Here is a 13,263-nt window from a genome sequence, read left to right on the forward strand (position 1 = left end):
ATCCGTTTTATTGGTTGGCCTCGTCCCGAAGCTCGCGCCGCAGGATCTTGCCTACGTTAGTCTTGGGGAGCTCATCGCGGAATACAAAGGATTTGGGCACCTTGTAGGCCGTCAGTCGCTCGCGACAGAACTCTTTCAGTTCATTCTCGGTCACGCCTTCAGCGGTGGCAACCAGATAGACCTTCACCGCTTCCCCACTCTTGTCGTCAGGTACACCAACGGCGGCGCACTCTACCACTTTCGGGTGCCCGCTGACCACGTCCTCGATTTCGTTCGGGAAAACATTGAAGCCAGATACGATGATCATATCCTTCTTGCGATCCACAATGCGGATGTAGCCGTCCTGCTGGATAAGGGCGATGTCGCCGGTCTGCAGGAAACCATCGTCGGTGAAGGACTTCTGGGTGTCCTCCGGGCGCTGCCAGTAACCGCGCATTACCTGCGGGCCCTTTACGCACAACTCGCCCGGCTCGCCGAGAGGGGTTTCGTTACCGTCATCGTCGATGGTTTTGACTTCGGTGCCCGGAATTGGCAGGCCGATGGTGCCGAGCTGGATTGCGCTATTGGGGTTGAAGGTAACAACCGGAGACGTCTCGGTCATCCCGTAGCCTTCACTGATTTCACAACCGGTGACGCGCTGCCACATCTTGGCGGTGTCGCTGGTCAGCGCCATGCCGCCGGAGGACGTCAGTTTCAGCCCACTGAAGTCAAGGGCCTTGAAATCCTCGTTGTTACACAAAGCCACAAACAACGTGTTCAAACCCAGGAACGCCGTAAAGTGATAGTTCTTGAGTTCCTTCACGAAGCCAGGAATATCGCGAGGGTTCGGGATAAGAACGTTATGGGCGCCGGCTTCCAGCATGATGCCGCAGTTCAGGGTGAAGGAGTAGATGTGGTAAAGCGGCAGCGGCGCGATCACCACTTCCTTGCCCTCTTCCACCGTGTCTTCCATCATCGGGCGAACCTGCAGCAGATTGGCCACCAGGTTGCCGTGGGTCAGCATGGCGCCCTTGGCCACGCCCGTGGTGCCACCGGTGTACTGCAGAACGGCAATGTCGTCCTTCTTGCATTCCACTGGGGAGAACTTTTCCCTGGCACCGGCACTGAGCACAGCCGGGAGTTTGTGAGCCTGGGGCAAACTGTAGGCCGGCACCATTTTCTTCAGGTGTTTTACGGCCGCGTTCATCAGGGTGCGCTTCAGCGGCGAGTGCATGTCGGCGATTTCGGTCACAATCACATGTTCAATGCCGGTATGGGGAGGCACCTTCTCCGCATTGTGGGCCATATTGGCCAGCACCACCAGCGCCTTGGCACCGGAGTCATTGAACTGGTGTTCCATTTCACGTGTGGTGTACAACGGGTTGGTGTTCACCACAATCAGGCCGGCCCGCATGGCACCGAAGACGACAACAGGGTACTGGGAAACGTTGGGCATCTGCACCGCAATCCGGTCCCCCGGCTTGAGGTCGGTCTTGTTCTGCAGCCAGGCGGCGAAATTCCGGCTCTGGGTGTCCAGGTCTCGATAGGTGAGCGTGGCACCAACCGCGCTGAACGCCGGTCGGTCGGCGTACTTCTTCACAGCCTGGTCGAATACATCAACCATGCTACTGTATTTGTCCAGATCTACTTCACGGGACACACCAGCGGGGTATTTGTCCTGATAGAACTGCTCAAAATCCATCACCATCTCCTGTTTGGCATTTGTGCTTATAATGTTTACCGATGTCGTTTTGATCAAAAAATCAACCAGACAAAAGTATCAGCCTCAAAAAGTCGGGAGAGAATAGCAGTTTTGTGAACGATGAGGTAGTTTTCAGACCAGAACGGTAGCCCTTGTAGCCATCAACATTCTGATTAACCACGCAGTGGAGCCCATCATGAGCGATACCCTGGACACGCTTGAGAACATCACCTACGAAGAACTTCAGGAAGGCGACTCCGCAACCTATGTGAAGACACTGACAGAGGACGAACTGGTCCTGTTTGCCGCGGTGTCCGGCGATGTAAACCCGGTGCACCTGGACTCCGAATTCGCCGCCGGCTCCATGTTCCAGGAGCGTATCGCCCACGGCATGTGGAGCGGCTCACTGATTTCCGCCGCCCTGGCCACGGTGATGCCCGGGCCGGGAACCATTTACCTGGAACAGAGCCTGGCCTTCAAACGGCCGGTCAAGCTGGACGACACCCTGACGGTGAACCTGAAAGTACTGGAGAAGGGGCGGAAAAACCGTGTCACCCTGTCCTGCGATGTCCGTAACCAGAATGATGAACAGGTGGTGACGGGCGAGGCAAAGGTGATTGCCCCTACCCAGAAGATGTCGCTCAGCAAGCCGCAACTGCCGAAAATCACTATTGAGCATTAAAACCTGTCGATAGCGGAACCGGGCCCCGGGCACCCGGCCTAGCCCGGCAGGAAATCGATGGGAAACCGTACCGTGCGCGGTTCCACATCATCCTGGCCGAAATTGAACAGGCGTACTCTTGTGGCGATGCGTTGCTCCAGGCTTTCGTTATCCAGTTCCGAACTCACCACCTCACAACTCGATACCGACCCGTCCGGCTCGATAACCAGCTCCAGCATGACCTTGCCTTCCAGGGTCGGGTCCTGCCTCAGTTCACGACGGTAGAGTGAATAGAGCGCGGTTTTCTGGGCATCGAAAACCTGGCGGATGTTACTCATCCCCCGCTGTCCGGGCCCGCTGGCTGGCTGGGGCGAAGGTTCCGGCGCAGCTTGCTGTGTCACCTCAACCTCTCTCACGTCATGGCCTGCGACGGCCACCTCCGTTTCCGGGGCCGATTCCCGGCTGACGCCGCCACTTCCCGCCAGCGCCTTGTCCGTGTCGGCCTCCGCACCGAACGGATCACCCGCACCCGTGCCGCCTTCTGCATCCACATTGGCTGTCATGGTTTCAACAACGTCCGGCTCGGGTGCGCGCATACTGGCAAGCTTGTCCTGCATTGCCAACAGGCCCGAGCGCGATGCGGTTTCCCGCGCCTGTTCCACGGATTGCGAAGGCGTCGACTCGGGAGTTGAAGGCTCTGGAGGTGGCGTTACTTCAGCCAGTTTCGGTTTGGGGGGGGCGGGCTCAGCGGCAACCGGCTCGGGTTCTGGCTCAGGCAGGGTAACCGGCTCAGGCGGCTTCCGTTGCTCCACCAATCGGGCCAGTTGCGGTGGTATTTTCTCCACCTCATTGCGATCCGGTTCCGGGAGTTGCAGGGCCGGGATGAGAAACGCCGGGGGCAGGAACAATGCCAGCATTACCAGAAGTGCGAGCACAAACCGGCGATTTTCGCCCTTCTCAGGCCCCCACGGGAGACCCGAATTCGGGTGGTTCCGGCGATCAGCCATTACCCACCTCCTTCGCCGACTCGACGGCCAGCCTTACCTGCCTGAACTCCTCATCAATACAGGTCTGCATGATCTTTCGAAGCAACCGGTAGTCGGTCGAGCGCCCCGCCATGATGGTCACTTCATGGCCCTGCTCCGGTACCTCGCCACGGCAGTTCCGGGCCCAGGCGAGCTCCTCCGCCAGGCCGCTGATGGTCCTGTCACCGGTCTCAATGCCATCCAGCCGCGCAACCTCCCGGCCCTGCACCAGGATGGACTGGCCGATAACCTGCACCATCAGCGCCTCCACCGCCTCCTCGTCCGCTGTTGATTCCGGCAGGGGAACGTCGGCGGTGTTCTGCATGACCTTCACGTCGGACGAGTTCACCATCAGGAAGAACACCAGGATGGTGAAGATGTCCATCAGTGATACCAGGTTCAGACCTCCAGGCCGGTGCATACGGCTGTAATGGCGTTGCATCCTGCGGGCACGACGGGAGGTTTTCATACACCCTCCCCGGCTGCGGACAATGTCCGGTTTTCGGGGGCGTCCGCCAGGGCAACATCGGGGAACAGCTCGCCCTCCACCACGCTTGCCGCAACCACGGCGGGATACGAGCGGAGGGTGTCCATTGCGGTCACCAGGGTCTGGTAGTCGATGTCCGGGCTCACTTCCAGCACAATGTCGGTCTTCTCCGGCACCCGTTTCTTGACCTGTTTGAGGGCTTCCCTCAGACCATTGAAATCCTGCTCGCCTTCGACCAACGGCAAGGTTCGTATAACGCCGCGTTCGCTGTCCAGTACCTCCAGACCTTCCGGTATCAGTGCCACCACCAGCCGGAGTTCGTCCGCCTCGGGCGCTTCACCGGCCTCCATGCCGGGGAAGTTCAGCTCAATCATGCGGATCTGGCTGAACACCATGCCCAGCAGCAGTACCGGTACCAGCACAATCATCAGGTTCAGGAACGGGGTGATATCCAGTTCCGGATTGCTGACAAGCCTGCGATGCTTTCGTCTCATACTGCGAAACCCTGGCTCAGGCGGATTGGGATGCGGGCTGCTCGGAAATGATGTTCAGCAGCTTTACCCCCGCCATCTCGAAACTGTCGACAATTTCATTGGTGCGGGTCTGAAGCAGGGCATGGAACATCAGCAGCGGGATAGCCGACATCAGCCCAAAGGCTGTGGTGTTCATGGCCACCGAGATGCTTTCCGACAACAGCGAGGCCTTCTGGGAAGGGTCCGCTGCGGCCACCGCCGTGAACGCGGCAATTAACCCGATGATGGTGCCAAGCAGTCCAAGCAGTGTTGCTATGTTGGCCAGGGTGGCCAGGTATTGGGTGCGCTTTTCCAGCCGTGGCAATACTTCCATCAGCCCCTCTTCCATGGCGTATTCCACATCTTCGCGGGGGTGATTGTTCAGCAGCCGGCCAATGCCGGCGCTCATGATGGAGGCAATGGCACTGTCGGAATTGCTGGCGGCTTTCATCGCGCGCTGGTAATCCCGCTTTCGCAGCAGCGGCAGAATGCCTTTCTCAAAGGCGAGCCGGTTGCGGCGGCGTACGGACGCCAGGTACACAAAGCGTTCAATGGTAATCGCCAGCCCTACGGCCAACACGAGGGCAATCGGGTACATGAAGGGGCCACCTTCCTGAAAAAAACGAACAACAGTTTCCAGCATATTCAGACTCCCGGTTCTACTGCAGGGACAGAGTGGAATCCAGCAAGGGATTCAGGGTTTCGCGAAATTTACGATGGCGCTCCAGCGTCAACGGATCTTCGGGTTCAAGCAGCTCCTCACTGCCGGCCTCCAGCTCGGCCCGGGACCGCCGGGGCAAGGTTGGTGGCTGCCAGGGCAGGATGTACAAAACGCCGGGGTCATCGTCCCCGGTATGCCGGGTGATTCCCTCAACGCCAAGAGCAACTGTCTCAGCAGGGCCGGTTGCAACAGGCTTGGTCTGGGCCGTCACCAATGTCGGCAACACCGCCGCCAGGGCAAGAGAGCCGAGTACCGTTTTCAATCGAAAAACGCCCATTCAGTCCAGCCTCCTTTCCAGGTCCGCAATCCAGCCTGCAACCAGCTTTCCTTCCGGAGCCGCCAACTCGCGGTAGCGCCGGTAATGCTCAAGCGCAGTATCCAGATCCAGCAGGTAAAGCTCTGAGATAACCGCCAGGTTGTAATGCAGCTCGGCAGTACCCGGGGAATGCCCAAGCCCCTCTTCCAATACTGCAACCGCCTCCGCGAACCGGCCCTGCTCCCGCAACAGCAGTGCCAGATTGTTTGCAGTGAGTGCATTTCCGGGATTGAGCCTGAACGCTTCGCGGTAACGCTTAAGGGCATCACTGGTCCGGCCCTGTTGCTGCGCTTCCCAGGCCTGCCGGGTGAGCTCTTTGGCCTCCGCAATATTGACGACAACAGGCTCGGGTTTCGGCTGGCTGGCACAACCCGCTACCAGTACCGCCAGAAGAACAACCATCAGAACAGTGCGAACAGCCTCAGGCCCCATCATTTGTCTCTCCATGCCATGTCATCCAGCGCACCTCCCGGTCGTAACGGCCCGGGAACAGATCGGCCAGCACCTGAAGGCTTTGCTCTATCCACTCGTCGAACTGCCCTTTAGCCAGGCGCTGGTGGTTCCTGGCATGCAGTTCAATGGCTTTCTCTTCGAACGGATAGGCTTCTTCCTCAAGCAACATCCGGTACTGGGTGGCCTCCAGTTCGCTCAGTTCGGCCGGGGCTTCCGACGCCATGAGATCCTTCGCCATCACCCGATAGAGTTCGGCCCGACGGAACAGGATTTCCGAGTGCATGGGATCTCCAGCCAGCTTTTCGGCCTGGCCAAATCGCTCCCGGGCGGATGCCAGGGCGGTCTGCTTTTTCTCCAGCGAATCCGCCAGTGGCAGCTGCAACGGAATGTCCGCGAATCGCCTGGCCTCCTCTTCACCAAGGACAACGGCCGCACGGCCCGCCCAGGCAAGGGTCTCTTCGGAATGCCATGGGCTTGCCAGCTCCCGGTCCACCAAATCGATTCGATATCGGCGCGGTTCCACTTTAGCCAGCACGAGGCGGTGCCGGAGGGTCTGGTTGCGAATATGGCTGTCAGCATCCTGGGCCGGTCCCCGGGCACCATCACCGTTCAGCCAGGCAACGTAAATGCGGTTGCGCTGATCGTAAGCTTCCGCCTGGTGGTAAAGCTCCGCCGCCCGCAACTGTTGCTTCCTGAGCGGTGTACCGCCGGATACAGCCATGATTTCGTCCGCCGCCCTCACCGGTTGGCCGGACGACTGGTAAGCAAACACCAGTTTCTCGCTCACGGTGCCGGTCAGGTCATGCCGCGGGTAGTCCGCCCGGAAACGGGTCAGCTCATTGACCGCAGCCTGCCAGCGTTCAGCCTTAAGAAGGGTGTTGGCGGCATCGTAGCGGCCCTTGATGGCAACGTCCGAGCCGGGAAGTACCGATTCCACCCGCTGGAAATGCGCCACTGCGATGTCGACCTGGCCTTCACCTGCTGCCTGTTCACCCTGGTAGTAAATGCTGCCCGCCAGTTGACGCTGGAGGCTGTCGATATCCTCTCCTTGCCTGTCCGGCAATTGGCCTGAGTTCAGCAATGCCAGGGATTTGCGCCAGGCGTTTTCGGCAAGCCCGAACGATTCGGTGGCAACAAGCGCCTCTCCGGACACCAGCCAGGCGCTGTACTTTTCACCGGAACTGGCAGCAGGATGGCTGATAGTCACTTCCGCGAACCGAAGGGCCTCGGCATAACGATTCCGGTCCCGCAATCGATTGGAGATATCGGCACTCAGGCCTGGCAGGCGCTGGTCTTCGGGAAAGCCTGCAGCGAAACGGTCCGTGGCCGCTGTGAGATCGTCCAGGGTTCCAGTCAGCGAATTGCGGTTATCCACGGCGTCCCGCTGCAGCAGAATTGCAGCCCAGGCGGCATCGGCAGCGCCCGGGTAACCGTTGGTATCGTAGGCTGCCTGCCGGTAACGGTCGAGAGCCTCGGAGTGCTCACCGGCCTGGAGGAAAGCATCGCCGGCAAGCCTGAGGATCTCTCCCCGCTTGTTCACACGAGCTGCCAGTTGACTGTAGTAGCCGGCCGCCAAACGGAAATGCGCCTGCGCCCCTGCCGCTTGCGCCTCCTCCGCCCGATCATAGTGATAATTCGCCAGTGACCGACTGAAGTCTTGCCACCGCTGTTGATCCGGAACGGCGAGTTGCTGATAGCGGTCATCACCCGCGAACGCCCGTACATAGCTGCCCCTCGCCTCCCGTGCGCTGTCTGAACGACCGGCCATACGCCAGACGTCCACATTCTGGGCCAGAAAAGCCGGGACGGCAGAGTGAGCCGGATACTCACGGACAAAAACACGGTTAACCGCAACGCTGTCTTCGTAGTGACGGTTGCTGGCGTAGTAATCCGCCAGGCGGTCATACAGCAGGTAGCCATAATCCCGGCCCCCTGCCTTCCGGAGCCACTCCTCCAACGAATCCACACCCCGGGCTTTCGCTGCCATTAACGCAACAATCCGGAAGGTGTCATCGACCAGTTCGGCATCGCTGGCGGGAATGCGACGAAAACCACCGGTTTCAGCGCTGAACGCGTCCAGCACCGCCAGGAACGTATCGCCAGCCCTTGGCCAGGCGGCAGGGCCCTGCTTGTACTGGCTCCAGCCCTGCATGTAGCGGGCCTTGGTTTTAAGGCTGCCTGCGTCCTCGCCAGAGATGACGCGGCTGTACTCGGCTTCGGAGGTGTCATAGTCGCCTGCCGAGAATGCTGCCTCGGCAATGCGGAAGCGGGCTTCCGGCACCAGCGGGGACGACGGGTAAAGGCCAACCAGTTGCCCCAGCCGGTCAATGGATTCCTCGGCCTGACCGGTATAGGCATGGGCTTTCGCCATCTGGTACAGGAGCTCATCAAGCCGGCCCTGATAGGCGCCCCGGTCCAGGATGGATTCGTAACTGTCGAGGGCCTGACGGTAGACCTGCTGTTCCCGCTCGTCGCTGAAGCTGACATCCTCGTCCGTGACCTTCTGGATATTGGAAAGGCGGTTCAGCGCGTCGATCCTCACCTCAGGCTCGTCGGAATTATCAAACAGCCGCTGGTATCGCCGGGCCACCTCCTTGGGAGATATGGCCGGCATCGGGCGAGACTGGAACTCCAGGAACACCGGGCGCATGTCGGCGATGGTTTCACCGTCGCGCCCCAGTTCCACCCGGAAGGATTCCTGTGCCTGGATACCGGATGCCAATGCCGGCAGGATGACCGTCAGGGAAATTGACACCAGCCGCTTCATGGTTGCCCCCGCTCGATATTCCGCAAGGCCAGGTATTCATACAGGTGGGCAATCTGTTGCTCGGTCCGGTCCAGCGCAAAGGCCAAGCGACGGTCCTGCTCTTCCACAAAAACCAGAGCCATCTCGTTCAGCGCGGCTTCCGCCTGCTCAAGCAGAGCGCCCGCCCTGTGGCGAATCGAGCCTACCCGTTCCAGCGCACTGTCGGTCTGGTCCAGCAGGTTGTTCAATTCGCGGTCTTTCTTCGCCAACCGGTCATCAAGTCGCGCGATGGAGGTTTTTACATCCGAAAGGGTCCGGGCTGCGCTTTTCAGTGCCTCTCGTTGTACGGTGGATGTAGCATGGGCATTCAGGTTCGCAACCCGGTTGGCCAGGGCTTCTATGCTGTCGTCGAATCCTTCACTGGGCAGGTTAACCGTGGCTCCGGGGCCAAGGCGCTCACGGATGGCTCCCCGAAATACCGTCAGGCTGCCTTCATGCTGGTCCAGCGTCTGCCCGATCTCCCTTAACTCGGCCACCCGGTTAACGGCTGCCTGGGCGTGGGGCTGCTCCATGAACCGGAGAAGGTAGGCGGTGCGGGGTTGCGTCAGGGTTCGGCTGTCCGCCAGGAACCATTGGGCTTCAGAGTTCCTCGCGTCCAGCACCAGGGCCTGAAAGGCGCCCTTGTCACGAATCTGGTCAGTCAATTTGCGGAGGGTGACCCGCTCACTTTCATAGGAAGCGTTGGCGGCGAGATAGGCTTCCCCGGCCTGCCCCAGGTAGCCGGCAAGATCGTATCCCCTGCCGGTTCCCAGCCAGGCATTGGCAACGCCGGGATAGGCCAGCGGGTATTTCCTGGCGCGATGCCATGACTGCATGGCAGCACGCTGGTTGCCACTGGCCGAGAGCGCAAGGCCGTGCAGGTAGAGCCCCTGGGGGGTGCTGTAACTCTCGAGCGGCACTTTTTCCAGAAACCCAATGGCCTTTTCATAGTCTTCGTGTTCATAGGCAAGGTGGCCGGCGCGCACCAGAAGGCGGCTCCTGAGCTCCTGGCTGCGATGACCGTCGCTATCTTCCCCGGACATCGCCAACGCCACACGAAGGGCCACAAGGGCCCGTGACGGATTCAGGTCCCGCTTGCCGTAATCGGCAGCGATATTCATGTAACCTAACGCCGCCCAGTATCCCGGCTCCATTAGCGCCAGAACCTGGCCTGCGCGGTCCGCATTCCCTGCTTCCCGCTGTAATTCCGCCAATCGGTACAAGGCCTGCTGGCGGGCCTCACCATGGGCAAGCCTGGCTGCGGTTTCAAGGCGCTGCCTTGCCAGTGCGTCGTCTTTCCCGGCTGCCAGATCCGCCAGCAGCAAAGCCGCCTGCCCCCGGTAATATTGGCCTTCCAGAAGTTGCTCCAGTATCGGCCGCGCTTTACCGCCGTTTCCTGTCGCCATGAGCGCCTTTGCACGAACCAGAAGGCCGGCTTCGCCAGACGACTTCCGGGTGTAACGCAGGGCCCCCGCAGGGTCGCCGGAGTCGAGTGCAAATCTGGCGAGGCCATCCCGGAGTTCCCGCAGGTCGCCGTTATTGTTGGCTCCTGTCGCCCCCGACGCGCAGAGCATCGCGAAGCCAAGGGCAACAAGATAGCCAGATTTCCACAGCCGAACCCGCAAATCCATCACTCCGCCCTACTTCCATTCCTGGAATGAAACAACCGGCTCATAGTCCGGAGCCTTTGCGTCCAGGGTCATCTGGATACGGGATTCGCCCGGCCGCTTGCGGAATTGATGAACGGCCTCCCGGCGGACAAAACGTTCGTTTGCGGAGCGGGCCGTCAGTACGGCCTTTAGCTGATGTGAGCCATGGGGAAGGTTGCCGATATAGAGCCTCTGAACCCCACCCTGCTTCAGGGAATCGCGCTCCCGGTCGGTATAGAGATGAGAGGCCACCGGCTTATCGTTCAGATACAGCTCCACCGAGTCCAGGTCCAGCCCTTCCCGGTTACTGAGTGTCAGGAAAACTGCCACCTGGGTATCAACAGGATAGAGAACACTTTCCTCCAGCTCGTACAACGTCTGGCTGAGCTCCGCCACATCCGCTTTCAGGCGGTCAATGTCGCTGTCCAACGATCCAGCCGAGGCGTTACTCCCCACAGCAAGGAAGATAAACGCCAGCATTGCCATTGAGGTCGGCAATGACATTATGAATCCGGGCCCAACCGGCACTGTTTCCCGCACTCCGGCGACCATACGCTTCCTGCCCCCTGCAATGTTCTGTAACAAATCCGGCAAGAAGAGTAACACTTGGTAACAGGCAAGAACGGTATCCAGATCACCAATTGGAAATCCGAAAGCGTCGGTTTTTTTGACAGGGCGAAAATACAGGAGAGTGTCACGTTCCGGGCGAAAACCCAGAGATAGAGATAATTTATTGATTTTTATCGTCTAATATTACCTGGCCCCGGATTTGCTGGAATAAGGGCGCGGGGTGTCGAGATAGTCACCCCGTTTGATATGCCGAGCTTAGCCGATGCCCTCAACCGCATCGGCTTTTTTTATTTGCTCAGTTGTTTCATGGCCGATTCCAGGCCTTCGATGGTCAGCGGGTACATGTGGTCGTTCACCAGTTGCCGCGTCATGCCCAGCGAACCGCCCTGCCCCCAGTAGCTCTCCGGCAGCGGATTGATCCAGACCACCTTGCGGAAGTGATCGGTCACTCGCTGGAACCATGTGGCCCCCGCTTCCTCGTTCCAGTGCTCGATGGAACCACCGGGATGGGATATTTCATAGGGCGCCATGGTGGCGTCTCCCACAAAGATCACTTTGTAGTCCGGGGTGTACTTGTGGAGGATGTCCCAGGTGCTTGTAGTCTCGTTCATCCGGCGGATGTTGTTCTTCCACACGCTCTCGTAGATGAAGTTGTGGAAGTAGAAGTATTCCATGTGCTTGAACTCCAGCCGTGCGGCGGAGAAAAGCTCCTCGCAAACCCGCACGTGAGGGTCCATGGAACCGCCGACATCGAAGAAGATCAGCACCTTGACCGCGTTGTGCCGCTCCGGAACCATTTTCAGGTCCAGGTAGCCGGCATTGCGGGCGGTGGAGCGAATGGTGTCGTCCATATCGAGCTGGTCCGCCGCGCCCTGGCGGGCAAATTTCCGCAGCCGGCGCATGGCCACCTTGATGTTGCGGATACCGAGGGTCACGCTGTCGTCCAGGTCCTTGAACTCGCGCTTTTCCCAGACTTTCACGGCGCGACCGTGGCGGCCCTTGTTCTGGCCAATGCGGAAACCTTCCGGATTGTAGCCATTGGCACCGAAGGGTGAGGTACCGCCGGTACCAATCCACTTGTTGCCGCCCTGGTGCCGTTCCTTCTGCTCTTCCATGCGTTTCTTGAAAGTTTCGATCAGCTCTTCCAGGCCGCCCAGGGAATCGATTTTCGCCTTGTCCTCCTCGGACAGCTGCTTTTCGAACTCCGCGCGCAGCCAGTCGTCCGGAATCAACGCCTGCATCAGGTCGTCGAGGTTCTCAATGCCTTCGAAATAGGCCTGGAACGCCCGGTCGAACTTGTCGAAATGGCGTTCGTCCTTGACCAGACACACCCGGGCCAGATAGTAGAACTCTTCCATATTCGCAAAGGCGAGCCGGTTCTGCAGGGCTTCCAGCAGATCAAGGAATTCGCGCAGGCTGGCGGGCACCCTGGCCCGCCGGACTTCGAGAAAGAAATCAATCAACATAGGATGCTGCTCTTACTGAATTTCAGCTGCGACGGCGGGCCATGAAGGCCAGCTTCTGCAACAGGTGGACATCCTGCTCGTTCTTCACCAGTGCGCCGTACAGAGGCGGCAAGGCGGAACTGGTGTCCTTTTCCTGCAGCATTTTCGCAGACAGCTCATCCGCCATCAGCAGTTTCAGCCAGTCTATCAGCTCGGAGGTGGAGGGCTTCTTCTTCAGCCCCGGCACCTTGCGCACATCAAAGAAGACTTCCAAGGCATCCCGCACCACCTGCTGCTGCAAGCCCGGGAAGTGCACGTCCACAATGCTCTTCATGGTGTCGTGGTCCGGGAAGCTGATGTAGTGGAAGAAGCAGCGGCGCAGGAAGGCGTCCGGCAGTTCCTTCTCGTTGTTACTGGTGATCACAATGATGGGACGGTGTTTGGCACGCACGGACCGCTGTGTCTCGTACACGAAGAATTCCATGCGATCAAGTTCCAGCAGAAGGTCGTTGGGGAACTCGATATCCGCCTTGTCGATCTCGTCGATCAGCAGCACCACCTGCTCCTCGGACTCGAATGCTTCCCACAGCTTGCCCTTGACGATGTAGTTGCTGATGTCCTTGACCTTCTCATCGCCGAGCTGGGAATCCCGCAGACGGGAGACCGCATCGTATTCGTACAAGCCCTGCTGGGCCTTGGTGGTGGACTTGATGTGCCAGGGGATCAGGCGCAGGCCAAGGGCCTCCGCCATTTCTTCGGCCAGCAGGGTTTTACCGGTGCCGGGCTCACCCTTGATCAGTAGCGGGCGTTGCAGCGTTATGGCTGCATTCACCGCCATTTGCAGGTCGTCAGTGGCTACGTATTTCTCGGTACCGGTAAACTTCATGCTGTCAGTGTCCTGTTCAATCTACGGTTAAACGTCTGTTTGAAATAAGCGTTCAAGTATAGAGAACCCAAG

The 13,263-nt window shown here is 59.4% G+C and carries 13 protein-coding genes; 1 reads left to right on the forward strand and 12 read right to left on the reverse strand.

Features of this window, described 5'->3' with window-relative positions; translation table 11 throughout:
* Nucleotides 1-7 precede the first annotated feature (7 nt).
* Nucleotides 8-1,681: a long-chain fatty acid--CoA ligase gene (locus tag NLU14_RS09295; protein ID WP_275705950.1), complete on the reverse strand. Its 1,674-nt coding sequence runs from the start codon at nt 1,679-1,681 to the stop codon at nt 8-10.
* Nucleotides 1,682-1,877: 196 nt separating this feature from the next.
* On the opposite strand from NLU14_RS09295, the gene NLU14_RS09300 reads away from it, so the two are divergent.
* A complete protein-coding gene (locus tag NLU14_RS09300; protein ID WP_275705951.1) occupies nt 1,878-2,363 on the forward strand; it encodes a MaoC/PaaZ C-terminal domain-containing protein in 486 nt (161 codons plus the stop codon).
* 38 nt (nt 2,364-2,401) lie between these two features.
* Here the strand turns inward: NLU14_RS09300 and NLU14_RS09305 are convergent, their stop codons facing one another.
* The 11 genes from NLU14_RS09305 to NLU14_RS09355 form a co-directional block, all read right to left on the reverse strand.
* Nucleotides 2,402-3,349 carry an AgmX/PglI C-terminal domain-containing protein gene (locus NLU14_RS09305; RefSeq protein ID WP_275705952.1) on the reverse strand — a complete coding sequence of 316 codons (948 nt, stop codon included), beginning with the start codon at nt 3,347-3,349 and terminating at the stop codon, nt 2,402-2,404.
* The gene (locus NLU14_RS09310; RefSeq protein WP_275705953.1) at nt 3,342-3,836 is read right to left on the reverse strand and encodes an ExbD/TolR family protein; all 495 of its coding nucleotides are present in this window, start codon (nt 3,834-3,836) and stop codon (nt 3,342-3,344) included. The genes NLU14_RS09305 and NLU14_RS09310 overlap by 8 nt, the downstream gene beginning before the upstream one ends.
* A complete protein-coding gene (locus tag NLU14_RS09315) occupies nt 3,833-4,348 on the reverse strand; it encodes an ExbD/TolR family protein (protein ID WP_275705954.1) in 516 nt (171 codons plus the stop codon). The genes NLU14_RS09310 and NLU14_RS09315 overlap by 4 nt, the downstream gene beginning before the upstream one ends.
* 16 nt (nt 4,349-4,364) lie before the next feature.
* Nucleotides 4,365-5,009 carry a MotA/TolQ/ExbB proton channel family protein gene (locus NLU14_RS09320; protein ID WP_275705955.1) on the reverse strand — a complete coding sequence of 215 codons (645 nt, stop codon included), beginning with the start codon at nt 5,007-5,009 and terminating at the stop codon, nt 4,365-4,367.
* 16 nt (nt 5,010-5,025) lie between these two features.
* Complete coding sequence (locus tag NLU14_RS09325) at nt 5,026-5,364, reverse strand: hypothetical protein (protein WP_275705956.1); 339 nt, start codon at nt 5,362-5,364, stop codon at nt 5,026-5,028.
* On the reverse strand, nt 5,365-5,838 hold the full coding sequence (locus NLU14_RS09330) for a tetratricopeptide repeat protein (RefSeq protein WP_275705957.1): 474 nt from the start codon (nt 5,836-5,838) through the stop codon (nt 5,365-5,367). It lies immediately after the preceding gene.
* Nucleotides 5,825-8,623 carry a tetratricopeptide repeat protein gene (locus NLU14_RS09335; protein ID WP_275705958.1) on the reverse strand — a complete coding sequence of 933 codons (2,799 nt, stop codon included), beginning with the start codon at nt 8,621-8,623 and terminating at the stop codon, nt 5,825-5,827. The genes NLU14_RS09330 and NLU14_RS09335 overlap by 14 nt, the downstream gene beginning before the upstream one ends.
* On the reverse strand, nt 8,620-10,272 hold the full coding sequence (locus tag NLU14_RS09340; protein WP_275705959.1) for a tetratricopeptide repeat protein: 1,653 nt from the start codon (nt 10,270-10,272) through the stop codon (nt 8,620-8,622). The genes NLU14_RS09335 and NLU14_RS09340 overlap by 4 nt, the downstream gene beginning before the upstream one ends.
* 9 nt (nt 10,273-10,281) lie before the next feature.
* Nucleotides 10,282-10,794, reverse strand: coding sequence for an AraC family transcriptional regulator (locus NLU14_RS09345; RefSeq protein ID WP_275705960.1), 513 nt, complete (start codon nt 10,792-10,794; stop codon nt 10,282-10,284).
* A 353-nt stretch (nt 10,795-11,147) separates the two neighbouring features.
* The gene (locus NLU14_RS09350) at nt 11,148-12,326 is read right to left on the reverse strand and encodes a vWA domain-containing protein (protein ID WP_275705961.1); all 1,179 of its coding nucleotides are present in this window, start codon (nt 12,324-12,326) and stop codon (nt 11,148-11,150) included.
* A gap of 22 nt (nt 12,327-12,348) precedes the next feature.
* The gene (locus NLU14_RS09355) at nt 12,349-13,191 is read right to left on the reverse strand and encodes an AAA family ATPase (RefSeq protein ID WP_275705962.1); all 843 of its coding nucleotides are present in this window, start codon (nt 13,189-13,191) and stop codon (nt 12,349-12,351) included.
* Nucleotides 13,192-13,263: the final 72 nt, after the last annotated feature.

It is taken from the genome of Marinobacter iranensis, assembly GCF_029207565.1.
In the GTDB taxonomy this organism is placed as follows: Bacteria; Pseudomonadota; Gammaproteobacteria; order Pseudomonadales; family Oleiphilaceae; genus Marinobacter; species Marinobacter iranensis.

What these genes read in the sequence shown, in the direction of transcription:
- NLU14_RS09295 (WP_275705950.1), bottom strand. Translation starts at nt 1,681, where the DNA reads ATGGATTTTGAGCAGTTCTATCAGGACAAATACCCCGCTGGTGTGTCC.
- NLU14_RS09300 (WP_275705951.1), top strand. Translation starts at nt 1,878, where the DNA reads ATGAGCGATACCCTGGACACGCTTGAGAACATCACCTACGAAGAACTT.
- NLU14_RS09305 (WP_275705952.1), bottom strand. Translation starts at nt 3,349, where the DNA reads ATGGCTGATCGCCGGAACCACCCGAATTCGGGTCTCCCGTGGGGGCCT.
- NLU14_RS09310 (WP_275705953.1), bottom strand. Translation starts at nt 3,836, where the DNA reads ATGAAAACCTCCCGTCGTGCCCGCAGGATGCAACGCCATTACAGCCGT.
- NLU14_RS09315 (WP_275705954.1), bottom strand. Translation starts at nt 4,348, where the DNA reads ATGAGACGAAAGCATCGCAGGCTTGTCAGCAATCCGGAACTGGATATC.
- NLU14_RS09320 (WP_275705955.1), bottom strand. Translation starts at nt 5,009, where the DNA reads ATGCTGGAAACTGTTGTTCGTTTTTTTCAGGAAGGTGGCCCCTTCATG.
- NLU14_RS09325 (WP_275705956.1), bottom strand. Translation starts at nt 5,364, where the DNA reads ATGGGCGTTTTTCGATTGAAAACGGTACTCGGCTCTCTTGCCCTGGCG.
- NLU14_RS09330 (WP_275705957.1), bottom strand. Translation starts at nt 5,838, where the DNA reads ATGATGGGGCCTGAGGCTGTTCGCACTGTTCTGATGGTTGTTCTTCTG.
- NLU14_RS09335 (WP_275705958.1), bottom strand. Translation starts at nt 8,623, where the DNA reads ATGAAGCGGCTGGTGTCAATTTCCCTGACGGTCATCCTGCCGGCATTG.
- NLU14_RS09340 (WP_275705959.1), bottom strand. Translation starts at nt 10,272, where the DNA reads ATGGATTTGCGGGTTCGGCTGTGGAAATCTGGCTATCTTGTTGCCCTT.
- NLU14_RS09345 (WP_275705960.1), bottom strand. Translation starts at nt 10,794, where the DNA reads ATGTCATTGCCGACCTCAATGGCAATGCTGGCGTTTATCTTCCTTGCT.
- NLU14_RS09350 (WP_275705961.1), bottom strand. Translation starts at nt 12,326, where the DNA reads ATGTTGATTGATTTCTTTCTCGAAGTCCGGCGGGCCAGGGTGCCCGCC.
- NLU14_RS09355 (WP_275705962.1), bottom strand. Translation starts at nt 13,191, where the DNA reads ATGAAGTTTACCGGTACCGAGAAATACGTAGCCACTGACGACCTGCAA.